The sequence below is a fragment of the Chloroflexota bacterium genome (genome assembly GCA_016235055.1).
Classification (GTDB): domain Bacteria; phylum Chloroflexota; class Anaerolineae; order JACRMK01; family JACRMK01; genus JACRMK01.
Window position 1 is genome coordinate 134649 of the sequence record JACRMK010000069.1, and the last position, 24747, is coordinate 159395.

General features: G+C 64.1%; 21 protein-coding genes. 14 read left to right on the forward strand and 7 right to left on the reverse strand.

From position 1 onward, the window contains the following. Nucleotides 1-133: 133 nt before the first annotated feature. The gene (locus HZB53_17745; protein ID MBI5879496.1) at nt 134-565 is read left to right on the forward strand and encodes an acyl-CoA thioesterase; all 432 of its coding nucleotides are present in this window, start codon (nt 134-136) and stop codon (nt 563-565) included. On the opposite strand, the gene trmD is transcribed toward HZB53_17745, so the two are convergent. Beyond that, on the reverse strand, nt 562-1302 hold the full coding sequence (trmD, locus tag HZB53_17750; GenBank protein ID MBI5879497.1) for a tRNA (guanosine(37)-N1)-methyltransferase TrmD: 741 nt from the start codon (nt 1300-1302) through the stop codon (nt 562-564). The genes HZB53_17745 and trmD overlap by 4 nt on opposite strands. A gap of 446 nt (nt 1303-1748) precedes the next feature. Here trmD and HZB53_17755 point away from each other — a divergent pair, with 446 nt between their 5' ends. From HZB53_17755 to HZB53_17765, 3 genes are read left to right on the forward strand one after another with little or no spacing between them, the layout of a single operon-like run. Beyond that, nucleotides 1749-2483 (forward strand): DUF475 domain-containing protein, encoded by a 735-nt coding sequence (locus HZB53_17755; GenBank protein ID MBI5879498.1) that lies wholly within the window; start codon nt 1749-1751, stop codon nt 2481-2483. Then, entirely contained in the window at nt 2480-3805 is a 1326-nt protein-coding gene (locus HZB53_17760) for a hypothetical protein (protein ID MBI5879499.1), read from the forward strand. Before HZB53_17755 ends, HZB53_17760 begins: the two co-directional genes overlap by 4 nt. After that, on the forward strand, nt 3802-4791 hold the full coding sequence (locus tag HZB53_17765) for an AIR synthase family protein (protein MBI5879500.1): 990 nt from the start codon (nt 3802-3804) through the stop codon (nt 4789-4791). The genes HZB53_17760 and HZB53_17765 overlap by 4 nt, the downstream gene beginning before the upstream one ends. Here the strand turns inward: HZB53_17765 and HZB53_17770 are convergent. From HZB53_17770 to HZB53_17790, 5 genes are all read right to left on the reverse strand, one after another. After that, complete coding sequence (locus HZB53_17770; GenBank protein ID MBI5879501.1) at nt 4788-6827, reverse strand: hypothetical protein; 2040 nt, start codon at nt 6825-6827, stop codon at nt 4788-4790. The genes HZB53_17765 and HZB53_17770 overlap by 4 nt on opposite strands. 75 nt (nt 6828-6902) lie before the next feature. Beyond that, nucleotides 6903-7379, reverse strand: a complete 477-nt coding sequence (locus HZB53_17775) for a hypothetical protein (GenBank protein ID MBI5879502.1) — start codon at nt 7377-7379, stop codon at nt 6903-6905. Nucleotides 7380-7399: 20 nt separating this feature from the next. Continuing rightward, complete coding sequence (locus tag HZB53_17780) at nt 7400-9262, reverse strand: DUF2723 domain-containing protein (protein MBI5879503.1); 1863 nt, start codon at nt 9260-9262, stop codon at nt 7400-7402. Next, nucleotides 9253-11121: a DUF2723 domain-containing protein gene (locus HZB53_17785; protein ID MBI5879504.1), complete on the reverse strand. Its 1869-nt coding sequence runs from the start codon at nt 11119-11121 to the stop codon at nt 9253-9255. The genes HZB53_17780 and HZB53_17785 overlap by 10 nt, the downstream gene beginning before the upstream one ends. Nucleotides 11122-11147: 26 nt before the next feature. Then, nucleotides 11148-11999, reverse strand: coding sequence for a class I SAM-dependent methyltransferase (locus HZB53_17790; protein MBI5879505.1), 852 nt, complete (start codon nt 11997-11999; stop codon nt 11148-11150). A gap of 546 nt (nt 12000-12545) precedes the next feature. On the opposite strand from HZB53_17790, the gene rpsF reads away from it, so the two are divergent. The 4 genes from rpsF to HZB53_17810 are packed head-to-tail and all read left to right on the forward strand — an operon-like array spanning nt 12546 to nt 14892. Then, nucleotides 12546-12845, forward strand: coding sequence for a 30S ribosomal protein S6 (rpsF, locus tag HZB53_17795; GenBank protein MBI5879506.1), 300 nt, complete (start codon nt 12546-12548; stop codon nt 12843-12845). A 21-nt stretch (nt 12846-12866) separates the two neighbouring features. Further along, nucleotides 12867-13253 carry a single-stranded DNA-binding protein gene (locus HZB53_17800; GenBank protein MBI5879507.1) on the forward strand — a complete coding sequence of 129 codons (387 nt, stop codon included), beginning with the start codon at nt 12867-12869 and terminating at the stop codon, nt 13251-13253. A gap of 22 nt (nt 13254-13275) precedes the next feature. Beyond that, nucleotides 13276-13584, forward strand: a complete 309-nt coding sequence (locus HZB53_17805; protein ID MBI5879508.1) for a 30S ribosomal protein S18 — start codon at nt 13276-13278, stop codon at nt 13582-13584. 18 nt (nt 13585-13602) lie between these two features. Next, the gene (locus HZB53_17810; protein ID MBI5879509.1) at nt 13603-14892 is read left to right on the forward strand and encodes a peptidylprolyl isomerase; all 1290 of its coding nucleotides are present in this window, start codon (nt 13603-13605) and stop codon (nt 14890-14892) included. Nucleotides 14893-14972: 80 nt separating this feature from the next. Here the strand turns inward: HZB53_17810 and HZB53_17815 are convergent, their stop codons facing one another. Next, nucleotides 14973-17111: a bifunctional (p)ppGpp synthetase/guanosine-3',5'-bis(diphosphate) 3'-pyrophosphohydrolase gene (locus tag HZB53_17815; protein MBI5879510.1), complete on the reverse strand. Its 2139-nt coding sequence runs from the start codon at nt 17109-17111 to the stop codon at nt 14973-14975. A gap of 432 nt (nt 17112-17543) precedes the next feature. Here HZB53_17815 and HZB53_17820 point away from each other — a divergent pair, with 432 nt between their 5' ends. From HZB53_17820 to HZB53_17845, 6 genes are all read left to right on the forward strand, one after another. Continuing rightward, entirely contained in the window at nt 17544-17984 is a 441-nt protein-coding gene (locus tag HZB53_17820; GenBank protein ID MBI5879511.1) for a cytochrome c maturation protein CcmE, read from the forward strand. A 106-nt stretch (nt 17985-18090) separates the two neighbouring features. Beyond that, the gene (locus HZB53_17825) at nt 18091-20085 is read left to right on the forward strand and encodes a heme lyase CcmF/NrfE family subunit (protein ID MBI5879512.1); all 1995 of its coding nucleotides are present in this window, start codon (nt 18091-18093) and stop codon (nt 20083-20085) included. Between the two features lie 353 nt (nt 20086-20438). Next, nucleotides 20439-20717 (forward strand): DUF983 domain-containing protein, encoded by a 279-nt coding sequence (locus tag HZB53_17830; protein MBI5879513.1) that lies wholly within the window; start codon nt 20439-20441, stop codon nt 20715-20717. Then, nucleotides 20717-21256: a peptide-methionine (S)-S-oxide reductase MsrA gene (gene msrA / locus HZB53_17835; protein ID MBI5879514.1), complete on the forward strand. Its 540-nt coding sequence runs from the start codon at nt 20717-20719 to the stop codon at nt 21254-21256. The genes HZB53_17830 and msrA overlap by 1 nt, the downstream gene beginning before the upstream one ends. 600 nt (nt 21257-21856) lie before the next feature. Further along, nucleotides 21857-22318 (forward strand): response regulator, encoded by a 462-nt coding sequence (locus HZB53_17840; protein ID MBI5879515.1) that lies wholly within the window; start codon nt 21857-21859, stop codon nt 22316-22318. Next, entirely contained in the window at nt 22311-24725 is a 2415-nt protein-coding gene (locus HZB53_17845) for a response regulator (GenBank protein ID MBI5879516.1), read from the forward strand. The genes HZB53_17840 and HZB53_17845 overlap by 8 nt, the downstream gene beginning before the upstream one ends. Nucleotides 24726-24747: the final 22 nt, after the last annotated feature.

The window sequence follows — 24747 nt, forward strand, 5'->3', positions numbered from 1 at the left end:
ATTGGCGCGCTCACGGGTAGCGCGTCGGGTGGTACGCCCAGCGTCGGTCACTCGGGCACACGGCCCGGTTGAGTTTTCCAGCGCATGACGCTAAACTGTTCTAAGCAAACAAATCGTTCGGAGTGGGCCCGCAATGAACAATACACCGACTGTCCATTCATTCTACCAGCGCGTGCGTTATGCCGAGACCGATGCAATGGGCATTGTCTGGCATGGCAGCTATCTGCTCTGGTTCGAGGTCGCCCGTGTGGAGGCACTGCGCGCCATGGGCTATCCATACGCCCGGCTCGAACAGGAAGGCTACGGCCTGCCGGTGACCGAGGCGCACCTGCGCTACGGCCAGTCGGCACGGTTCGACGACGAGCTCAAGATCGACGTGTGGGTCGAGGATGTCAAATCGCGCAAGTTCCGGCTCGGCTATCGCGTAAGCCATGCGCGCACCGGCGTCGAGTTCGTCACCGGCGCCACCGAGCACGTCTGCTGGCGCGGCGGAACGATTGCCGTGATGCCGCGCGAACTGCGTGAGAAGTTTGAGTCGCTGATGAACGGCCCGGCCGGGCTTTAGCCTTCCGGCCAGCCCAGCGAGCGCAGATAAGCGCGATCATCGTCGCTTAGTGCCGCACCGCGCAGCAGGTCGGGCCGCCGCTCCAGCGTGCGGCGCAGCGATTCGCGACGGCGCCATTTGGCGACCTCACCGTGATGGCCGGACAGCAGCACATCCGGCACCGGCCAGCCGCGGAACTCGGCCGGGCGGGTGTAGTGCGGACCTTCGAGCAGTCCCTCGGCATGCGAGTCCTTCGCCGGCGCGTCCGGGTCGCCCAGCGCGCCGGGCTGCAGGCGCGTCACGGCATCCACGATGACCATCGCCGGAATCTCGCCGCCCGACAGCACGTAGTCGCCGATGGAGATGTCGTCGGCGGCCAGGTGCTCACGCACGCGCTCATCCACGCCCTCGTAGCGCCCGCACAGCAGGCCGATGCGCGGCCGCGCGGCCAGTTCGCGCGCCACGGCCTGCGTGAACGGCCGGCCCTGTGGCGACGTCAACAGCAGGTAGCGCTCGGCGGACGGCAGGTCGCCCCAAACACTTTCCACGCAGGCGAAGATCGGCCCGGGCTTCATGATCATTCCGCCGCCGCCGCCGTACGGAACATCGTCTGCCGTGTGATGGCGGTCGGTCGTGTGCGCGCGGATGTCGTGCAGTGCGATCGAGACCAGCCCGGCGCTTACTGCGCGCTGGATGATGCTGTCGGAGAACGCGCCCGCGAACATGCCGGGGAACAACGTAAAGATATCGAAGTGCATGGCGGCATTGTAGCGTCAATTGCGCGCCGGGGCAATCGGCGCGCGCCACTTTCAGCAATTCTCATTTTGGAGTCGGCTGCCAATATGCCCCCTCATCCCCTGCCCCTTCTCCCCCGCGCGCACGGGGGAGAAGGGGAAAAGCTAACGGGGATTGGCGCGGCGGCTGCGCCGCCGCGCCAATCCCCTAAGACTCCCGCCCCCTCCCGACTTCGTTGGGAGGGGGTCAGGGGGAGGGCAGCGCCACTTTTTCGGCGGGCCAGCTTGCGTGACAAGCGCCTGAGAACCAGCGCATCGCAAGCGGCATTGGAAAGTACCCGTACAAAGCCAAATTGAGAATTGCTGCGCCACTTTGGGCGCGGCATGTTGTGCCTTATAATCGTCGCTATTGAATCGGAAATGACTGCCACGGCTCCGGCCGGGCGCACCGACTATGGTTAACTTCCCGCATGTTTGCTCTTGACCTGCGCCACCTGATTATCGCGCTCGAGGTCGCCTTTCTCGATAGCCTCCTGTCAGTCGATAACGCACTGGTGCTCGCGGTCATGGTGGAGCACCTGCCGACCCAGCAGCGCACGCGCGCCCTGCGCTACGGCATCCTGGGTGCCTACCTGTTCCGCGGCGCCAGCCTGTTCGTCGTCTCGCTCGTCATCGCCAATCCGTGGATTCGGGTCGGCGGCGCGGCCTACCTGCTCTGGCTCGGCCTGTCGCACCTGATTGGCGCCGACAAGGACGACAACGGCTCCACCGCCCGCCGCAAGGTCACCACCGGCTTCTGGTTGACTGTCCTGAACGTCGAGATGGCCGACCTCATCTTCTCGCTGGACAACATCGTCGCCACCGTTGCGTTCGCGCCGGACGAGATTCTGATGGTGGTGTTCGGCGTCTTCGTCTCGATCATCGTCATCCGGTACGTGGCCGGCGTGTTCCTGCGCATGCTGGCGCGCTTCCCGGTCTTGCGGACGACGGCATATGTCATCGTCGTATTTCTCGGCGTTAAACTCATTCTCGAATCCGGCCTGCTCGACCAGTTCGTGCATATCGCGTTCGATGAGTATCTTACCTTTGGCATCATCTGCGGCATCATCGCGCTTTCGCTAGTCTACGAGCGTGCCCGGAAGATGCTTGCCGCGCGGCAAGCGCCCAAGCCGGGCGTACCCGCGGCTGAAGAGCATTGTTCATGAACAAACGATTTCTACTGGTATTGACCGTCGCGAGCGCCTTGCTCGTCGCTGCGCTGTCGTTGGCGTTTAGCCCTGTGCCAGTGGCACTGGCACAGGGCGCCGGAGGCAACGGTGTGATCGAGGCGCAGGTCGTGATTTCGGGCAGCGCCACTACCAACGGCCTATCGAACCTGCCAGTGTCGATGTTCACCTACGTGAACGGTCAGCGTCAGCCAACGCCGTCGGTGAGCGCCACCGATGCGCAGGGACGCGTCAAGTTCGAGGGATTGAACACCGGCGACGCGTATACTTATACGGTCATCGTCCGCTACCAGGAGAGCTTCTACCGTGCCGAGCATGTTGCGTTCCCGCCCGGCAGCACGGCCGTCTCGCCGCAAATCGTCGTGCCGGCTGCCGCTACCGTACCGGCCGGAAACGGCGTGATCGATGCACGCGTCGTCCTGTCTGGATCGGCCGACACCGCCGCCGTGGGCAACCTGGCGGCATCGCTGTTCGCCTTCACAGGCGGCGGCCACTCGCCCAACCCGGTGAGCGCCGTCACCGACGCACGGGGCCGCGTCCGCTTCGACGGTCTGGCGACCACGGGCGACGTCACCTACACGGTGCTGGTGCAATACCAGGGACTGTCATTTGACAGCGGCGACCTGAAATTCCCGGCCGGCAGCGCCGCCATTTCGACAACCATCAGCGTGCCGCCAGTCAGTTCAGACAAAAGCAAGGTACGGATCGAACAACATCACATTGTTATCGACTTTGACAGCAGTTCACGCATGCTCCAGATTGCCGAATTTTACCTTACGAACAGCGGCAGTGCCGCCGCGTACATCGGCGAGCCGGACAGCGCGGCCAACGGCCAGCGCGTAACCATGCGCGTGCCACTGCCGCCTAATGCCGTCCTCGAGGGCATCGACCAGCGTACCGTGGACCAGAACGTGTTCATCAGCGGCAACACCCTGCTCGACGGCATGCCGATCCCGCCGAGCGGCGGATCGCTGATCGTCTCGTACAAAGTTCCGTACGATCGCTCCACCTTCGCGCTGGCGATTGCCTCTCCGTATTCGACGACGGCGCTGAACATCCTGCTGGCGCCGGGCATCGGCCTGCGCGGCCAGCGACTCGTGTCGCAGGGCGTGGTACCCGACACCAAGTTCACGCGCTACATGGCGCGCGACCTGGGACCCGGTTCGTCCCTCGCGGTCGAGATCACGGACCTACCCGCGCCGTTCATTCCGACCGACTGGCTGACATGGCTGCCGCTGGCTGCGGCTGCGGTCGCGCTCGTCGCCATTCTGGTCTACGCCGCCCGGCGCCGCAGCGCATGAGACTGCCTGCCGGCAAACTGCCGCCGCACATCCTGCAGCAGATCATCGCCGGACTGCCGCCGCTCGACCCGCGCGTGCTGGTCGGCCCCGGCATCGGCCGCGACGCCGTCGTGATCGAGATGGCCGACCGCTACCTCGTTGCAAAGACGGACCCGATCACGTTCGCGACAGACGAGATCGGGTGGTATGTGGTGCAGGTCAACGCGAACGATGTGGCCTGCCTCGGCGCGCGCCCGCTCTGGTTCATGCTGACCAGCCTGCTGCCGGCCGGCTGCGACGACGACCTGCCCCGGCGCATCGCGTCGCAGGTCGTCGAGGCGTGCACCGCGCACGGCATCGCCTTTCTGGGCGGCCACACAGAGATGACGATCGGACTCGACCGCCCTCTGCTGGTCGGGTTCATGTTGGGCGAGGCGGCGCATGACCGGCTGGTACGGCCGGAGCGCACGCGGCCCGGCGACGCGATCCTGCTCACCAAAGGAATTCCAATCGAGGGCGCGTCGATCATTGCGCGTGAAAAAGGCGAGGAGTTGCAGCGCTGCGGCATTTCGGCCGAGTTGATCGCGCGCGCTGCGCGTTTCCTGCGCGAGCCTGGCATCAACGTTCTGCGCGAAGCACGGCTGGCCGCTGACGCCGGGGCGCATATCCTGCATGACCCGACTGAGGGCGGGCTTGCCACGGCGCTCGCGGAACTGTGCGAGGCAACCCACCTCGGCGCGTGCGTCCGGCGCGCTGAGATTCCCATTGTGCCGGAGGCCGAGGTGCTCTGCCGCGCCTACAACCTCGACCCGCTGGGCACGATCGCCTCCGGCGCGTTGCTGATCGGCATCGCGCCCGGCCAGGCCGACGTGCTATCGCGCCAGATTCAGGCGCTCGGCATCCCGTGCGCGCAGATCGGCCACTTCACGACCGCCGATCAAGGCGTAACACTGGATGGCGCGCCGCTGCCCATTTTCAAAGCCGACGAGATCACGAAGATCTTCTAGCGCACGCCGAGCACGGCGACCGTGCCGTCGACGCTGCCAGAATACAACAAGCGTCCGTCTGGGCTGAACGCCAGTGCCAGCGCCGACGAGGCGTGCGCGCCCAGCGTCGCCAGCGGCGCGCCGTCGTTCACGCGCCAGATTCGCACGCTGCGATCGACACTGCCCGAGGCGAGCAGCGCGCCGTCCGGGCTGAAGCGCACCGCTTCGACGTCGCTGCTGTGTCCCTTCAACTCGCGCAGCAGTTTGCCATCGCTGACGTGCCACAGCTTCACGAGTTCATCGCTGCTGCCTGACGCCAGAGTCGCGCCGTCCGGGCTGAATGCCAGCGCCCAGACCGCCGCGTCATGCCCCTCCAACTTGCGCGCCAGCGTGCCTTCGCGGACGTGCCAGATGCGTATCGTGCTGTCCTGGCTGGCCGATGCCAGCAGCGCGCCATCGGGGCTGAACGCGACCGCTTGCACGTCGGCGTCGTGCCCCTTCAACTCGCGTATCAAGCGACCGTCGCTGACGCGCCAGAGCCGGATCGTCGTATCGACGCTGCCGCTTGCCAGCGTGACACCGTCCGGACTGAACGCCACGCTGTTGACGTCGCCCTCGTGACCCTTAAGTTCGCGAAGCATCGCGCCATCCGAACTGCGCCAGAGGCGCACGCTGCCGGCGCTGTCGCCCGTCGCGATTTGTGCGCCATCCGGGCTATAGGCCACACTGAGCATCGTGCCAACGTGTCCGCCGAGGTCACGCAGCACCACGCCATCGCTGGCGCGCCAGATGCGGGCGCGGCCGTCATCGCCGCCGGTGACAATCTGCGCGCCATCTTTGCTGACGGCCAGTGCATACACACCGCCGCTGTGCGCCGTCAACTCGCCGGCCGCCGCGCCATTGGCGCTTTGCCAGAGACGCAGCCGCGCATCCGGGCCGAACGACAGCAACCGCGCGCCATCCGCCGCGAACGCCACCACATCCGTCGTGCCCGCATGCGCTTTCCATTCGCGGAGTTGCGCCCAGTCCGAGACACGGTACGTGTGAATCTGTCCGGTGTCGGTGCCAACCACCAGCGACGCCCCATCCGGGCTGAACGCCAGCGCGGTAGGCGGATTACCCTTCAACGACACGTCGTGCACCTGCGCGCCTTCAGCCGCGCGATACACGCGCACTACGTCGCCATCGGCCGTGGCCAGCAACTTGCCATCCGGGCTAAACGCCAGTGCGTCGATGGAATCGTCCAGACCCTCGATCGAACGCAGGTGCGCCCCGTCGCTTACGCGCCACATGTGAATCTGCCCATCGCGCCCGCTCGCCGCCACTGTCACCGAATCGGGGCTGAACAGCACGTCGAGCAGTTCCGCATTGGGCTCGTCCCACGTGTGCAGCAGCGCGCCATCCGACAGCCGCCAGAGCCGTACCATCGCATCGTCGGCGCCGGCCGCCAGGTATTGGCCGTTCGCACTGAGCGCCACCGTGCGGGCCAGCACGCCGCCGGCCGCATACTCGCGCACCAGCGAACCGTCGGCGACGCGCCATAGCCGCGCGACGCCATCTTCCGCCGCCGTGGCAATTTGCGTGCCATCCGTGCTGGCGACCACCTGCATGACCCACGATGGCTGGGCAATCGTGCGCACCAGAGCAAAGGACGGTGTTTCGTAGATATAGACCGCGAACGTGCTGCCGACTGCAATCAGATTGGAGCGCGGCAGCCAGGCCGCCGACGTGATCGGACCGCGGCCCCAGCGCGCCAATCGGCCGATGCGGCCCGCGTTGTCGGCGGCCAGCTTCGACGTGGTAACCGGGACGGGGGTGCCATCGGTCACCAGTGGCGCCGCCAGCGGAGCGACGGTTGGCGCGAGTGTTGGCGCCGGACTTGGCGTAACGCCAGGAAGCGTCGGCGCGGCGGTCGGCACAACCGGCGCCGGTGTGGCCGTCGGCTCAGCCGGCGGTGCAACCGCTGTCGGGGGTACATCGATCGGCGCCGGACTGGCGCCGCCATCGCAGGCCGCCAGCACTAACACGAGTGCCAGGCATAGAATCCAGGCTGGCACACTACACTGATTCCGAACGACGCCGCGACGCTGCGGCAAACGATAAGACATGTCGATGGGCTCCGGCAATGAGGATTAGGCGCTGCTGCACCACTTCTTGAGCTTGCGGATGATATTGTCGAGGACGATCAGCATGCGGTCATTGATTAGCCAGTGATGGCCGTCGCGATCGGTGAGCCACAGTTCGGGTGGGCGCGGCGGTTCTGGCGTCAGTGCCCGCAACGGTGGCGGCAGGTGCCACCAGCGGTCGCAGGCGTCCTGCTCCTGCAAGTATTTCTGCCGGTGGTCATACAGTCGCACGCCCAGCGAGCGCCGCCACTCCTCGGCCACGCGCAGCACGTCGCCTTCGATTGCGCGCTGTTGCAAATACCCGAGCAGGCAAAGTTCGCGGCACAGCCGCCGCCGGTGCTGGGTCGCCGCATCGTCCCCATCGCTGGCCCAGAGCGCCAGCGTTGCGTGCGATGTCTCCGGCGGCTCGAAGTCGCCGACCTGTGCGTGGATGATGCCTATGCGCTCGCGCAGGTACTCGTGCTCGCTGACTGTCGTTGTCATCGCCTTCGTATTTTACCTGCTTAACGCCCGTCCTGCATGGCGCCCAGTTCGATTTGACCGAGGCCGCCCAACACCGCCGGGATCCCGGGCGCGTACGCACCCGCTCGCAGCGAGAACCGCGCCGGCAGCACGCCGGACGGGAGCGAGACCACATGCTCGTCGCGTATCCGCTCGCGCACCGGCCACATTGAGGGCGGATAATAATCGCCACCCGGCTGGTGATCGCTCTGTGCCAGCTTGTCGCCGTTCGCACCAAGCAAGTGCACGTACGTCGAGAAGTTGGGGCGACTGGCTGCGGCTTCCCAGAACAGCGTCACGCTGACTGAGCTAGTCGCCGTGACGACGGACCAGCCAATCAGTCGAACTCCCGGCGCACTTACGGCGAGCGGGCGATTCGGCGTCGTATCGGCCGCACCGATCACACGCTCAAATAGGCCGTTGGACTTCAGCGCGAAGACCGTCTCCAGCCCCGGCATCGGCTTCGTCAGATAGACAGGCCGCGACGTCTGAAGCGCGTAGCGCGTCAGCGTGACCACATCCGGCAGTTCCGGCGTGATGAGCGGGAAGAGCGGCGCAACATCGCGTCGTACCCCATCCACATACTGCAGGTAGAGCAGCGGCGTCACCTCGTCGCGGTCGTTGTTGACCAGGATCGCGTCGCGCGGCGCGGCGCTCAGCACTGTCTTCGCCGATTCGCGCATCGATTCCCGCGACGCATGCTCAGGGTACCCGCTCATGAGCAGAGCGCCCGGCAGAACGAGCGCACACGCGGCGATCATGACGGCCATCCCAGCGCGCCGGATACGCGCAAGCAGCCTTGCCGAGCCGATTGCCGCCAGCCAAATCGTCATGATATAGACCGGCGAGTAGTAGTCCGATATGTCGCCGATATGATACGCGGCATTGAATAGCAGCAAGATCACGAACGTCAGCACGAGGGCCAGTACCATCCTCCGAAGCTGGCCGCCTTTCGGTGCGAGCCACAGTGACGCTGCGCCCAGCAACGCGAGAGCCAGCACGATCCAGCCGGGCGTACCGCCGAATGGTTCGGACACCTGAAACGGGGCTTCCAACAATCGAAGGTTCGACAACACATCCCAGCCCAGTGCGCCGCGGAAGCCGGTGCCGAGCATGTGCCCGACGAATCCGGCGACCGTTGGATCGAGCGAGACGAGCGTATGGCTGGCATCCAGCGTATTTGTCATATATGGCGTCGCGGCATAGCGGAGCGGCGTGTAGAGATACAGCAGCATCGGCGCGGCGGCGAGGGCCATCGCGAGTGCCCATCGACGCCACGGTAGCTGCGTGCCCCAGGCGAGTACGATCAACGCAGGCGTCAGTAGAATCGTCGTCCGATGGTGCGTCAACGAAAGTCCGAACGCCAGCGCCAGCCAAAGCACGCGCCGCGCCGGGTTCGCGTCGATTGAAGCTGCGATGCCGATCAGGGCGACCACAAACAGCGCGTGCAGGGCGTATACCTCGGCTTCGGTCGCCTGCGCCCAGAACGTCGGCGTGAAGGCGAACGCCAGCGCGAACGCCACGCCGACAATTCGCCGCAGGGTCGGCGCGATTTGCACACGCGCCAGCGTCGCAATTATCGCATAACACAGCACGCCGACCGCCAGTGCGCCAGTGACAGCCGAGAACAGGTTGACGCGGTAGGCGAGTGTACCAAATGGAATTAGCGTAAACGCTTTGGCGCTGAGGAGATAAAGCGGGTAGCCAGTTGGGTGGACAATCGAGAGCAGCGGCGCGGCCATCTGGAACTCGCCGCTGTCACCCGGCAACAGATCCGGCGCCAGCGTCAGCAGATAGACGCAGAGCGCGACCGCCCCGGTGAGGATGGCGGCGATGCGATCCGCGCGACCTGCCTTTAATGCCATGGTATCCGTACCGTCGTGGAGCCGTCGGGCAGGGCAAGTCGCTGGCCGCCGCTCTCGTCGTACAGGCCAAGTTCAAGGGCACCCTTGGAATGAGCTGGCCAGACGGTCGCCACATGCTCGGCATACTGCCCGGCTCGCCAGTTGGATGTCGTGAAGTACACAGACCCAAGTGGTCGATCTGCCGCGCACGATCCCGACGGTGCACAGCGTATGAAGATCTTGTAGTCTTTTGTGGGACGGCTAACGGCACGCCAGAAAAGATGAATACGCTGCAAATTGGTCGCAGGGCCGCTATCGCCAAGGATCAGCGAGCCCTCGGTGTATCCGATCAGTTCAATCTCGGAACCGAATACGGCGCTTGCAGCAACACCAACCTGCGGGCGCGCTGGAAGGAATATGCCTGCCCGGAGTCCAGTGTCGTCGAGCAGATACAACGGCTTTCCGGCATCGACAACTTTAAGCATGAAGTCGCGCCCCGCATCCGACGCGAGCGGCGCTTGCAGCACCGCCACATCAGGCCGCAGGCCGTCGATAATCTGCGCATAGCGAAGCGGCGTCACCGGCGACCACGCGCCGAGCATCACTGCTCCCGGTGGAACATCGGCGCTCAGTGTCTCGCTGGTCGGTACATCATAGAACATTGAACGATGCAGACCACCGGATTGTGCAATTGCCGGTGCCGAGACAAACGCGCCGAGGTTGGCCAGTAACGCGCACATACCCGCTCCGGCCAGCACGACTCCACACGTCGGCACTAGCCATCGCCATCGCGCTCCCGAGTGTATACGTTGTGACGTCAACCCGATCGCCACCACGGCGAAGATCCACGTCGGCGTATACAGCCCGCCGGCAGGCTCGTTGAATGCCGCCACCCCACGCATCACGACAAGGACGTTGGTTACCCAGGCAACCAGTAGCAGTCCAACAAACGGACCGCGCCCGCGCCATACGCGCGCATCGAAGACGCCAAAAGCCAGCAGCACGAGGCCCGGAAACTGTATGAACAGCGAAGCGGCATAGCGCGTCAGCGCGCCGCCCCAATCGGCCGCCGCGCCGTCCAGCGTTGCGCCCGCGTAGAAACTGCCGGCCACGACGTTCGTCCAGCCGGACAGGTAGTGCGGCGTGAGTATGCCGCTCACGACCGCCTGCGGGATGTCGAACAATCCGCCGGGAGTCGCCAGCAGTTGTTCGCCGCGCAACGGAATGTAGAGGTAGAGGGATACAGGCAGCATGAACGCGGCCGCGCCGACCAGCAGCGCCGGCAGCAAAGCAATCCCCTCTCCTGCGACGCTGCCGTTGCGTCGCGGGGGAGGGTTAGGGAGGGGGAGAATTGACGCTACGATTGCGATGACCAATCCGGGTGCCAGCAGCCAGAACGTGCTGTGATGCGCCACGCCCAACCCGGCAATCAGGCAGAGCACCGCGAATGATCGCGCGTCGTGACGCTCTTGCCAACCGACGAACGCCCACAGGACCAGCACGATCAGCAGCGAGTTCAGCGCATAGGTCTGCGCCATCGTCGCGTAGAACCACGCATCGGCGGAGATGGCAAACAGAAACGAGACGCAGATCGCAATCCAACGCTGAACACCCAACCGGTGCAGCAACCCGTAAAGTGCCAGGCAGGCGCCGGCGCCGGCTACCGCCGAGAACAGGTTGACGCGCCACGCGATGCTGCCGAACGGCACCACTCGCGTAAACAGATGCCCGACCAACGTGTACAGCGGGTAGCCGGTCGGGTGCGCAACGCCCAGCGCGCCAAGCACCATCTGGTACTCGCCCGGGTCGTCGTTCAGCACGCCGGGCGCCAGTGTCGCCACGTACAGCGCGAACGGCAGCGCAAAAACCACCGGTGGCATGAGCCAACGCCGGCGCAGCATCGCCTTTATGGCTTTACCCCCAGCACGTAGCGGTGGTGCGCCCAGACCGTCTTGATTTGCCACGGCAACGGCAGTCGCTCCAGGAACATATACTTCTCCATCATCGCTTTCAGTTCCGGCCGCTTGCCTGAGTAGTAGTCCATTGTGCTCCACTGCCAGCCCTGCCCTTCGAAGCGCGACTGCATCGACTTCGAGCGGATGCCGAGCTTCTGCAAAACGAGCGCAGCCGGCATCACCGTGTCCGGCCACGGCGGCACATCCATCACGCCCTGGTCGGCGATGCGCAGACCGTACCCGCGCAGCATCTTCGTCATGCGCGGGATGTTGGCCCAGGTCTCGTCGACGGTCTTGAAGAAACCGGGTTCCAGCACGAACTTGCGCAGGATGTAACCCATCTGCATCCGATTCGGCATCGCCAGGAACACGACCTTGCGCGAGACGCGCACCATCTCCTCGATCAGCAGATCGGCGCGCGGCATGTACCAGAGCGCCGCCCAGGCCCACACCATATCGAACGCGCCGTTCGCAAACGGCAGCCGCGTAAAATCGTCGTGCAGCTTGAACGACGCGCGGCCGTCGAGCGACAGTTCGCCCCAGATGCGCTGCACGCCGGCCAGCCGCTCCGGGTTGCTGTCCATGAGCGTGACGTGGCTACCCGCCTGTGCCAGCGCGACCGAGTTAATGCCGCTGACGCCCGCCATACCGTACAGCGGCGCCTCCAGCACGGTCTCAATGCCGTATTTCTGTCTGAGCTTCAGCAGGTACTCGTTGAGCACGATCCGCTCGTAGACCACGCCCAGCCCTTCGTTGTAGTCTGTCAGGTTCTTCTTCCAGACCGGTTCCGCACTGGTTGACATGCCGCGCGCCCGCCTCGCCTTCCATGTGAGATTGCGTATTGCCACCCGCGATTATAGCACGGTGCGCGGTGCGCACCGTGCACCGCAAGTCCTTGAACCGTCCAGCAATTCTCATTTTGGGGTCTGGCTACAAAGTTGCCCCCTCATCCCCGGCCCCTTCTCCCCCGTGAACGGGGGAGAAGGGGAAAAGTGAATGGGGATTGGCGCGGCGGCTGCGCCGCCGCGCCAATCCCCTTAGCGTCTCTGCCCCTCCCAACTTCGTTGGGAGGGGGTCGGGGGGAGGGTAGCATCACCTGCTCGTCGAATTGGTTTGCGTGACAAGCACCTGAGCACCAGCGCATGACGAACCGCAATAGGAAAGTGCCCGTACAAAGCCAAATTGGGAATTGCTGTGAACCGGCGTATTTGGACGGCCGAACAAACACAGATATAATACTCTTCGCTTCGGTCGGTTGCCTTGCGCACTGACCGCCAGCCTTTCTGCTCGCGGCTCACCGTCCCCGGTGACGGCGGCGGGCAATTCCCAGAGAAAGGAGGCTTACTGCATTGGCGTCTCAACATAGCTACGAAATGGTGTTTATTCTCCATCCGGGACTCCCCGAGGAACAACTCGCGGAGACCGTGGAGAAGGTGAAGGGCTACGTCACCGCCGGCGGCGGCGAGATCACGTCGGCCGAGTCGGGCGCGCCCTGGGGCCGTCGCAAGCTGGCGTACCCGATCAAGAAGGCCACTGAGGGTTATTACACCCTGCTGAAGATGAACATTGCCGCGACAGCGCTGCCCGAAGTGGAGCGCAACCTCAAGCTGATGGAAGGCATGTTGCGTTACATGATCGTGAAGCCGTAACCTGGCGAGAGGAGACACCCGATGTCCCGCGGGCTCAACAAGGTCATGCTGATTGGCAACCTGGGGCGTGATCCGGAGATGCGCTATACGCCCAGCGGGCGTCCGGTCACCGCCTTCAGCGTCGCCGTCAACCGCGCCTGGCAGGCGGCCGACGGCGAGCGCCACGACGAGACCGATTGGTTCAACGTCGTCGCCTGGGGCGATCTCGCGGAGACGTGCAATCGCTACCTGCACAAGGGCGATCGCGTCTACGTCGAGGGACGGCTCAAGACCCGCATATGGGAAGGCAACGACGGCCAGAAGCACGAGCGCGCCGAGGTCATCGCGAGCGAGTTGGTAATGCTGGGCGGCCCCGGGCGCGAAAGCGCCGCGGGCGACGACCTGCCCGGAGACGAGATTCCTTTTTAGCCGGCGCGGCAACCGCGCCTGATTGTCAGAGGAGAACCGCATGTCGAATCCACGCTCACGCAGCGGCGAGGGCGGGGCCGAAGAAGAGCCGCGTGGCCGGCGTTTCGCCCCCATCCGCAAAGCGTGCCCGTTTTGCGCCGACAAGGCGCTGAGAATTGACTACAAAGATGTCGACGGCCTGCGCCGCTTCATCACCGATCGCGGCAAGATCCGCGCCCGCCGCAAGACCGGCGCGTGCGCGCGGCATCAGCGCGCGGTGGCCGTCGCCATCAAGCGCGCCCGCACCATCGCGATTATGCCGTTCGTCAGCGACCCGACGCGCGGCGGCTAGGCTGCGGAGTGCATCCGTATGACTAAGAAGTCTCGCCGCAAGGAGCACGCCGCGCGCACGCTGGTCGTCGAAGCGCGCGAGGCCCGGGAGCGCGCCCGCCAGCGCAAGTACTGGACGGCGGCTGCGATTATCGGCGCCGTGCTGGGCCTGATTCTCATCGCCGCCGTGATTGACCGTGTGCTTGTCCAGCCCGGCCAGCCGGTAGCCATGGTGGATGGCAGACCGATCAGCACGGACTACTTCCAGAAGTACGTCCGGCTGTTGCGCGCCGAGGCGCAGAACCGCTATCTGACGGCGCAGCAGCAGCTTCAGCAGTTCGGCGATGATCCAACGATGGCGCAGTTCAAGTCGATCATCCAGCAGAACGCCGCGCAGGCACAGCAGGACATGGCAACCGCCTCGCAGCGTGCGTACGATGCACTGGTCGACGCTGAACTGGTGAAGGCGGAGGCGGCCACGCGCGGCGTCACCACGAGCGACGCCGAAGTCCAGACCGAGATTGACAGTCTCGTCGCGCAGGGCAAGGGCTGGCTCACTGTGCCGCAGGCCACTGCGCAGGCGGCGTTCGCCATCACGGCGACCGCGACCGCGCAGGTGCAGCCGACAGCCACGCCAAGCCCCACGCCGACCGCAGCGCCCAGCCCAACGGCGTCGACCGCCGTCACCGCGACGACGCCGACCACCGCCACGACCGACGCGCCGCAGCCGACGCCAACGCCGCAGCACATCATGACGGGCGACGAGTATAAGATCGAATACCAGAACCTGCTGACGTATTACAGCCGCATCGGCGGGTTCAGCGAAGAGGAGTATCGTCAACTGGTGCGAGTGCAGCTCCTGCAGCGCAAGTTGCAGGCGATCTTCGCTAATCAGGTGGAGACCGATGCCGAGCAGATCCATCTGCGGCACCTACTCGTCGATTCGCAGGAGAAAGCCGACGCCGCGATGGCGCGGCTGAAGGCCGGCGAAGTGTTCACAGATGTTGCCAAGGACGTTTCGATCGACACGGGCAGCAAAGACCAGGGCGGCGATCTGGGCTGGGCGCCGCGCGGCACATACGTTACAGCATTCGAAGACGCCGCGTTCGCGCTGACCCAGCCGGGCCAATTGAGTGCGGTGGTGCCCACGCAGTTCGGCTTCCACATCATCCAGTTAGTCGATCCGGCGCAGAAGCGCCCGCTCGAAGCGTCCGCGCTGGCCAGCAAGCGCTCCAACGCCCTGCGCGATTTTCTGACGAAGAAGCGCAGTGACCTATCGGCGGCAGGCAAACTGGTGTCGTACTACTCTCCAGCCAAAGATCCGAAGTAGACTAATCGCAGCATCGTTGCAAAAGCAAACGGCCTGACGGAAGTTCGTCAGGCCGTTTGCTTTTGGCGCGTAACGGGCGTTCAGTGACTGGTCTGCCGGTACGCCTCGATCACGCTCGGCAGACGCTCGATCTTGAATAGAATCTTGCTCAGTTGGGCCATGTCGGTAATCTGCAGCGTCCAGGTCAGGTTGGCCGTATGGTCTTTTTCGTTCGTTTTCGTGTTTGCATCCACGATATTGACGCCCTCGCTGGCGACAACGTCGGCCACATCGCGCATCAGGCCGGGCCGGTCAATGGCGATAATGCGGATCGGCACCGGCACCGTGCGGTCATCGGAACGCTGGCCCCACGAAACCTCGATCAACCGTTCCCTCTCGGTGGCGTGCGGCGCCAGGTTGCGGCAGTCGCGGCGATGCACGGTCACGCCGCGCCCGCGTGTCACATAGCCCACGATCGCGTCGCCCGGCACCGGATTGCAGCAACGCGCCAGGGTGGTCAGCATGCCGCCCAGGCCCTTGACCACCAGCGCCCCGGCGGCCGATTTGACCGGCGCTTTGCTGAGCTTAATCTCCTCTTCTTTTTGCTTGTCGAGCAGGCGCGTGACGAGCGTCTGCGGACTGGCATCACCATAGCCAATCGCCGCGAACATCTCGTCGGACGAGTCATAGGTGCCGAGTGACATGAGTAGGGCGTACCCCTCGTCGTGCACGCCCAATTTTCTCATCGCCTTGTCCAGCAAATCGCGCCCGTTCATGATAGCGGACTCGCGGTTCTGCTTGCGGAACCACTGGCGAATCTTCTGTTTGGCGCGGTGCGATACGACAAAACCGAGGCTCTCGTTCAGCCAGTCCAGGCTCGGGCCGCCACTATTGGCCGTGACGACCTCGACGCGGTCGCCGTTGTGCAGGCGGTAGTCCAGCGGTACCTGCCGGCCGTTCACCTTGGCGCCGCGGCAGCGCTCGCCGACGACGGTGTGCACCGCAAACGCGAAGTCAATCGGCGTCGATCCGGTCGGCAGATCGATCAGATCGCCCTTGGGCGTGAAGACGAGCACCCGATCCGGCAGCAGGTCGCTCTTGAGCGACAGCACGAACTCGCTGGCGTCCACTGAGTCCTGCCGGCTTTCCAGCATCTGCCGCAGCCAGGCGATGCGGTTATCCATCCAGTCATCGCGGCGCTGGCCCGCTTCTTTGTAGCGCCAGTGCGCCGCCACGCCGTACTCGGCGAAGCGGTGCATTTCGTGCGTCCGGATCTGCACCTCGAACGGCTTGCCGCGCGGACCGATGACCGCCGTGTGCAGCGACTGGTAGCCGTTTTCCTTCGGGTTGTTGATGTAATCGTCGAATTCGCGCGGTATCGGCCGCCAGATTGTGTGCACGATGCCGACCACGGAATAACATTCCGGCTCGCTGTCGACAATCACGCGGATCGCGCGCAGATCGTAGATCTGGTCGAAGTCGCGGTCTTTCTCGACCATCTTGCGATGGATCGAATACAGATGCTTCTCGCGCCCGCTGATGACGGCCTTGATGTCCGATTCGGCCAGGCGCTCCTGCAGCGTGTCGATCACGCGCTGCAGGAACTGCACCCGCTCCTCTTCCAGCGAGATCAGGCGTGTTGCCAGATCCTGATAGGCCTCCGGTTCCAGGTAGCGGAACGCCAGGTCTTCCAGTTCCGATTTGAACTTGTAGATGCCGAGCCGGCTGGCGAGCGGAGCATAGATCTCGCGCGTTTCGCGCGCATTGCGCACCTGCGACTCTGCCTTCAAGAATTGCATCGTCCGCATGTTGTGCAGGCGGTCGGCGAGTTTAATCAGTATCACGCGCAGGTCTTGCGACATGGCGATGAACAACTTGCGGAACGACTCCGCTTCGTTCTGCTCGAAATTGAGATTGATCTCCGACAGCTTGGTCACGCCGTTAACGAGGCCGGCGATTTCATCGCCAAAGGCGCTCGTCATGTCTTTGATCGTGATCGCCTTGTTGTCTTCGACGACATCATGCAGGAGCGCAGCGGCGATGGTTTGCGGGTCCAGGCGGAGATCGGACAGCAGTTCGGCTACGGCGCAGGGGTGGGTGATAAACGGCTCGCCGCTTTTGCGCAACTGCGTGCCGTGCGCCCGGCACGCGAACTCATAGGCCAGTCGGACCACCTGCACGTCGGCCTGTGGAAAGTTCTCCCGGGTGCGCGCTACAATCTGTTCGATAGTCGCCGTCATTATCTCCCCCGCTCGTTGCGCAACGCGGCGCACATGTGCAGACGAGGGGCGCTCCGCTTGCCATGGATGCGCCCCTCGCGTATTCGTGCTTGCCTACATTATAGCGGCTTTGGACTTCCGCGCAAGCAATACCAACTTCACGAATCTGCTGCGAATCCTTTTGGCCCCTTGCATCGTATATCTATTAAGCGTCCAAATTGCGCAAGTCATTTCCAAAGCGATACTCGTGCCGGAAACGACACGCGCCGTGCTTGGGCGGTACGGTACGCCGAAGCATGCACAGATGGCGGCAACGTTCGGCAAGTTCAGGTGCCGTTCGTGGGGGTAGCCAACCGCCATTTGAGAAACACCAGTTTTCCACGGCAGGGCTTTGACATGCGCAGTTGGCATGTTATAATTTCCCATCATCAGTATGGCAAAAGGGGCGAGGACATGACGACATCTGCATTGCCGCGGCACGCCGCGGCCTCGAACAAGAAGTTCCTGATCGGCGGGCTGTTCGTCCTGGCGGCTGTGGCGTTCCTGATCGTTAGCGGCCTGCAGGACAGCGGGTTGCTGTATTTCCAGACGCTCAGCGAGGCGCGCACCCAGGTGCGCGCCGGCGACGGGCGCGTGGTGCGCATCAACGGCGTGGCGGACATGAACTCGGTCAAGTGGGACGGTCAAAAGCTCGACCTGACGTTCGATATCATCGAGGGCACGAGCCGCATGCCGGTTTACTACCACGGCGTCATGCCGGACACGTTCTACCAGAGCGAGAGCGTCGTCGTCGAAGGCACGCTCAATCGCCAGGGTGTTTTCGAAGCCCGCTCACTGCTCGTGAAGTGCCCGTCTCGCTACGAGCCGGTTGTCGCCCCCGCATCCTCATCATAACCTCCAGCGACTGCTTGCATTGACCGTCATCGCGGCGCCCGCGTCGGATGTTGCGGCGCGCCGCGATACCTATTGCATCCGGCTTACCGGCCGGTAAGGATATGCCATGTTGCCGACTGTGGGTTTTGCGGCCATCCAGATTTCGTTTGCACTTTCGATTTACGGCGCCGTCGCCGCATTCTGGGGCGGCCAGAAACATCGCGCCGACCTGATCGCCAGCGCGCGGATGACGGTCTACCTCGTCTTCGGACTGGTCACCGCGGCGATCGGCATCCTGCTGGCGCTGCTGCTGATGTCGGACTTCAGCATCAAGTATGTCGCACAGTATACGGATCGCGCACTGCCTACGATGTACAAGGTGGCGGCCGTCTGGGGTGGCAACGCCGGCTCGCTGTTGTTCTGGCTCTGGCTGCTCTCGCTGTTCATGTGCGTCGTCACCGTGCAGAACGCGCGCCGGCACCCCGACCTGATGCCGTACGTGCATTCCGTGATGTTCGTGGTGGCGGCGTTCTTCGCTTCGCTCACGGTGATCTTCGCCAACCCGTTCGTGATCCTGCCGGTCGCTCCGCTCGACGGCGAAGGGTTGAACCCGCTCCTGCAGAATTACTGGATGGCGTTCCACCCGCCACTACTCTACACCGGCTACGTCGGCTTCACGGTGCCGTTCGCATTTGCCATTGGCGCGCTCATGAGCCGCCATACCGACGCTCGCTGGCTGAAGGCGACGCGCACGTGGACGATGGTGCCGTGGCTTTCACTCACCGTCGGCATCACGCTTGGCTCGCAGTGGGCGTACCAGGAACTCGGCTGGGGCGGATACTGGGGCTGGGATCCGGTCGAGAACGCCTCGTTCATGCCCTGGCTGGTGGGCACCGCCTTCCTGCACTCAGTGATCATCCAGGAACGGCGCAACATGATGAAGGTCTGGAACATGGTGCTGATCATTCTGACCTTCACGCTCTGCCTGTTCGGCACGTTCCTCACCCGCAGCGGCGTTATCCAGTCGGTGCATGCGTTTGCCAACTCGCCGCAGTCGCCGTACTTCCTGGCGTTCATCGCGCTGATCTTGCTGGCATCGTTCTACATCGTCGCGCGGCGCTGGGACCTGTTGCAGAGCGAGCACGCGCTGGACAGCATGGTGTCGCGCGAGGCCGCCTTTATCGGCAATAATCTGCTGTTGAGCAGTATCGCGTTTGCCACATTCTGGGGCACCATCTGGCCGGTGGTGACCGAGGTCGTCAACAATACGCGTGTCACAGTCACGACGCCGTTCTTTAATCGCGTCAACGGCCCAATCTTCGGCGCGCTGGTCGCTCTGATGGGCTTGACGCTGATCCTGGGCTGGCGGCGCACCACGCAACAGAGCCTGCGGACCGGCCTCATCGCCCCGGCCATTGCCGCGCTGGCCGTCGCCGTCGGCAGCTATATGCTCTACCTCTTCGAACCGATCGGCACGACCGGCTTCGCGATCATCGCCTTTGCCGTCGTGGCCACCATCGGCGAGTTCGTCACGAGCGTGCGCGCCCGCCACAAGGCGACGGGCGAGAACTTCGGCGCGGCGCTGGTCAACCTGTTCCGCAAGCAGCGCCGGCGCTACGGCGGCTACCTGGTGCATATCGCCTTCTTCGTGATGTGCGCTGGCGTGGTTGGATCAAACGTCTATCAGGTCGAGCGCGAAGCTGTGCTCAGGCCGGGCGATACGTTCGTGCTCGGCTCGTACGGGCTGACGTACAATAGCCTCGACTCATTTCGCGTGGCGAACAAGAGCGTCGTCGAGGCCGACCTGACGATCTTTGAGAACGGCGCGCAGGTCGGCGAAATCCATCCGACGCGCGCGTTCTACGACAAGGGCGACCAGCCGATCACCGAGGCCGCCATCCGTTCCACGCTTCGCGACGACCTCTACATTTTGCTGGCGGGTTGGGACGGCCAGGGTGACTCCATCACACTGAAGGTGTTCGTCAATCCGATGGTTATGTGGATCTGGCTGGGCGGCCTGGGCATGCTAATTGGCACGCTCGTCTCGATGTGGCCGGTCGGCCTGCGCCAACCATCGACTGAAGTCGTCGCCGTGCGTGGCAGCGAGGTGACCGGCGGATAGCGCCTGGCATTCGCGTGCATGTGGCACATCCCGCTCATTCTGCCCCTACGGGCTGCTATCGCGCTGCTCGAAGGGGCAAATGGTTAGCGGATTCACGATGTTGTATGCCTGCCCCGAGCGTTCGCTCGCATCCGGGCGCGCTGCGCGCGATTGACGGGCGGCATTGCTCTCAACTTCGTGCTCACCAGCGTCGGGAAGGCAGTTGCGGCCGTTGCACTGTTCGATGTACCTGAACTGAACGGCAACACACATCGAATCGGATTATTGTCATGGACGTTCTTCGCGCAGCGCGTGCTTTTCTCGACGGATTCTTTCTACGCTGCCCACACTGCCATCGGGGCCCGATGTTTCGCATGTTTGACATGCACAAGACCTGCCCGCAGTGCGGCCTGCTGTTTGAGTCGGCCACCGGTGAAGTGGTCGGCGGCGTCGCCGTCAATACGATTGCCACGTGCACGCTGATTGTCGCGCTGGCCGTCGCGCTGATCTTCGCGCCGGAGACGCCGGTCATCTACCCAATCGCGGGACTGATCGGATTTGGCGTGCTCTTCCCGATCGCGTTTTACCGTTCGTCGCGTGGCATGTGGGCCAGCTTCTTGTATATCACCGGCAGCAATTCGGAAAGGGATTGATGAGCGCAACCGAGACGATAACACTGGCCAGCGGCTGCTTCTGGTGCAGCGAAGCGGTCTTCGGGGCTGTTAAGGGCGTCACCGCTGTGGTTTCCGGCTACACGGGCGGCGCCGTGGCTAACCCGACCTACCGCGCCGTCTGCACCGGGCAGACCGGCCACGCCGAAGCCGTACAGGTCGCATATGACACGGCCGCCGTGTCGACGCGCGAGATTCTTGAAGTATTCTTTGCAACGCACGATCCAACGACGTTGAACCGGCAGGGCGCCGATGTGGGCACGCAATACCGCTCCGCCATCTTCTACCATACCGACGCGCAAAAGTCGGCGGCCGAGCAGTTGATCGGCGAGTTGACGGCCGCCGGCGTGTTTCCCGGGTCGATCGTCACAGAGGTCGCGCCGTTCACGACATTCTACGCGGCCGAGGCCGAACATCAGGAATACTACCGTCGCAACCGGCTGCAACCATATTGCATGATCGTCATCAACCCCAAGCTGGCCAAGTTCCGCAAACAGTTCGCGGGCAAGGCCAGATCGTAACGCCATCCCGCGCCCGCGCCGCCGCAAGCACGGGGTGTATTTCAGTTCTGGGGCAGACCAAGGCTACTCGCTAACGAGCGCCAACATCGTCACTCCGGCGAAAGCCGGAGTCCAGATTAACACCTCTGGATGCCGGCTTTCGCCGGCATGGCAGATTGTTTGCCCGGCAGCCGCCCCAAAAGTGAAATGCTGCCCAAGCACCAGCAATTCTCATTTTGGAGTCGGCTGCCAATATGCCCCCTCAGCCCCTGCCCCTGCTCCCCCGCGCGCGCGGGGGAGCAGGGGAAAAGCTAACGGGGAGGTGCGCGGCGGCTGCGCCGCCGCGCACCTCCCCTAGGAATTTCGCCCCCTCCCAACGGAGTTGGGAGGGGTTCGGGGGGAGGGCAGCGCCACTTTTTCGGCGGGCCAGCTTGCGTGACAAGCGCCTGAGGGCCAGTGCATCGCAAGCGGCATTGGAAAGTACCCGTACAAAGCCAAATTGAGAATTGCTGCCCAAGCACGCGGGCGTTTCCAAAGCAGGGCAGATTGCGGTACAATCAGTGGCGTTCGGCATCGGTGTGGCACCCGAATACCCGCAGCATGCCATCGCGCCGTTTGACCATGAAGCCCGACCCATTCTTGCTCCTGCTTGTTGAAGACAACGAAGACCACGCCGAGCTTGTCATGCGCGGGCTGGCCGAACACGCCCAGGCAAGCCGGGTCGTGCACGTCACGGACGGCGAAGTGGCGCTCGACTACCTGGGCCGGCGCGGACGCTTCGCGACGCCGGAGTCCAGTCCGCGTCCCAATCTGGTGCTGCTCGACCTGCGCCTGCCCAAGGTTGACGGGTTGCAGGTGCTGAAGAGCATCAAAGAGCATCCCGATATGCAGGATATCGCGGTCGTCGTGCTGACGACCAGCGAGGCCACGCGTGACATTAATCAGGCCTACGCGTACCGCGCAAACTCCTACGTCGTCAAGCCCGTCGGGTATGCCGAGTTTCGTGCGATGATCTCGGCGCTGGCCGCATACTGGCTGGCATGGCACGCCGGCGCGCGCCGCGACAATACCCATCATGACTAGCGACCGGCTGGACATACTGCTTGTCGAAGACGATCCCGCGCACGCCGAACTGGTCGTGCGCGGGTTTGCCCCCGTTCAGAACCGCTTCAGCCTCTTCGTCAGCGAAAGCCTGGCGCAGGCGCGCGATTACCTGCAGAGGCACGCCGCGCCCGCGTTGATCATCAGTGACTGGCGCCTGACCGACGGCGACGGCTTGGAGTTGCTGGCCGGCGAGCAGTCCGTTCCGGTGGTGCTGATGACCAGCCAGGGCAACGAGCGCATCGCCGTCGAGGCGATGAAAGCCGGCGCGCTGGACTATGTCGTCAAGTCGGAGGTGTCGCTGGCCGAGATGCCGCATACTGCCGAGCGTGCCCTGCGCGTCTGGCAGAGCAACATACAGCGCCGGCTCGCCGAGGACGAGTTGCGCCGGCGCGTGCGACACTTGAGCGTACTGGGATCGATTGCCGGACTGGCGATTGAATGCGCGGACGAAGCGACGCTGCTCGACCGCACGGCAGCGGTCCTCAACGACGCGGTGTTTCCGGAGCACATTAGCATCTTCCTGCTGGACGAAACCGAGGGGGTGCTGCGCCCGGCCGCATCCTATTTCATCGGACGGCGCGAAGAGTTAGTCTTGCGCCTTCCGCTGGGTAAGGGCATCACAGGCCAGGTCGCGCTGACCGGAGAGACCCGGCGCGTGGACGATACACTCGACGACTCAGACTACGTACCCTGGGAGGTGCGTTCACGTTCCGAGCTGTGCGTGCCGCTGCGAATCGGCCCGCGCGTCGTGGGCGTGATCAACGTCGAGAATCGCTTGCCCAACGCGCATAGCAAGGACGACGAGCGACTGCTGGCGATCGTCGCCAACCAGGTCTCGACGGCTGTCGGACGCCTGCGCAGCGCACAGGCGTTGCGCGACAGCGAGGAGCGCTTCCGGCGCCTGTCCGAAGCATCGGTCGAAGGCATCGCAATCGTTCAGGGGAGCGCGCGCATTGTCGACGCCAATAGCTCGCTCTGCCGCATGAGCGGCTACACGCTCGAGGAACTCGGCCGCATCCATGCGCTCGACCTGTGGGCCCCCGAGTCGCGCCCCGCGGCGCTCGAGAATTTCACGTCGAGTCGCACCGCCCCGATCGAACTGCTGGGCCTGCGCAAAGATGGGTCGACGCTGCCGCTGGAGGTTGAGGCGCGCACCGTGTCGCGCGACGGTGTGGCGCTGCGAATTCTGGCCGTGCGTGATGTGAGCGAGCGCAAGCGACTCGAATCGGAGCTGCGCCAGGCGCAAAAACTGCAAGTGCTGGGACAGTTGGCCGGCGGCATCGCACATGACTTCAACAACCTGCTCACCGTCATTCTTGGTTATAGCGACCTGGTACTGAGCATTTTGCCGGAAGGCTCCGACTCACTGCAGCCCGAAGTCCAGCAGATCCGCGACGCCGGCAAGCGCGCCGCGGCTCTGACGCAGCAGCTTCTCGCGTTTAGCCGCCGGCAGACATTGGAACTGCAGATTGTCGATCTGAACGAGATCATCCGCAATCTGCTCAAGATGCTTCAGCGGCTGATCGGCGAAGACATCGAGTTGACGCCGGCACTGGCGGCTGATCTCGAACGCGTGAAGGTGGATCGCGTGCAGATGGAACAGGTCATCATGAACCTGTCCACCAACGCACGCGACGCCATGAAGGACGGCGGTACCCTGGCCATTACCACCCGCAATGTGCGCGTGCGCGACGCCGACGCGCTCGTCGACCAGGGTTTGGCGCCCGGCGCGCACGTCACGCTGGAAGTGTCCGACACCGGCGTCGGCATGCCGCCCGACGTGCTGCTGCATATTTTCGAGCCGTTCTTCACCACCAAAGAACTTGGCAAGGGCACCGGACTCGGGCTCGCCACCGTGCACGGCATCGTCAAACAAAGCGGCGGCCATATTCACGTTGAAAGCGCTCCAGGCCACGGCACGACGTTCCGGATCTTTCTACCCGCGATGCGGGAACTGGCGCTGGAACTTGAGGCGGCCCGCTCCTTCGCGAACGATCGACCGGCTGGCAGCGAGACGATTCTGCTGGTGGAAGACGAGCCGGCCGTCCGGCGCCTCGCGTGCGATGTCCTGCGCATGCAGGGCTATAACGTGCTCGAGGCATCCGAGCAGGAAGCGCTCGAACTGGGCCGCGAGTATGCCGGGCCGATTCATTTACTGCTGGCCGACGTCGTCATGCCAACCATGAACGGGCGCGATCTCGCGCAACAGTTGGAGCAGTGGCGGCCCAGCATGAAAGTGCTGTACGTCTCCGGCTACGCGGACGACGTAATTACACGCCACGGCATCGCCCTGCCCAACACGGAGTTCTTGCAGAAGCCGTTTACCCCGTCCACGCTCAGCGACAAGGTGCGCCGCGTGCTGCATGCGGAAGGCGCCCCCATCTAGCCGGCACTGGCGGCGCGCAACC